1 protein-coding gene is annotated in these 618 nt (G+C 57.3%); it reads left to right on the top strand.

Annotated elements, in window-relative coordinates:
- The coding region (locus tag HHU12_RS34520; protein WP_169661221.1) for a TonB-dependent receptor plug domain-containing protein at positions 1-618 on the top strand (618 nt) is incomplete at both ends.

Raw genomic sequence — 618 nt, 5'->3', positions numbered from 1 at the left:
GAATACCCTGGTGCTGGTCGATGGTAAACCGGTGACCAGCCGTAACTCGGTGCGGTATGGCTGGCGCGGCGATCGTGACTCCCGCGGCGATACCAGTTGGGTGCCAGCGGAGATGATCGATCATATCGATGTGATCCGCGGCCCGGCGGCGGCGCGCTATGGTAATGGCGCGATGGGCGGGGTCGTCAACATCGTGACCAAACCGACCACACCAGAATGGCACGGGTCGTGGAATACCTATATGAATGCTCCGCAGCACCGTAAAGAAGGGGCGACGAAACGTACTAACTTTAGCCTCAATGGTCCGCTGTCGGACAGTGTCAGCTTCAATCTCTGGGGTAATCTGAGTAAAACCCAGGCCGATGCACAGGATATTAACGCCGGGCATGAAGCGGAACGTACCGGTTCCTACGCCGGTTCTTATCCCGCCGGACGTGAAGGGGTGGTGAACAAAGATATTCACAGTAAGCTGCGCTGGGAGTTTGCCCCGATGCAGGCCCTGGAGTTTGAGGCCGGTTACAGCCGCCAGGGTAATCTCTATGCCGGCGACACTCAAAACACCAATACCAGTACGCTGGTGAAGAGTATGTACGGGAAAGAGACCAACCGTCTCTACCG

Origin of the sequence: Flammeovirga aprica JL-4 (assembly GCF_012844305.1) — a bacterium.
GTDB classification, from domain to species: domain Bacteria; phylum Bacteroidota; class Bacteroidia; order Cytophagales; family Flammeovirgaceae; genus Flammeovirga; species Flammeovirga aprica.
The sequence above is the reverse complement of the archived record's forward strand: the minus strand, read 5'-3'. Positions and strand labels throughout refer to the sequence as shown.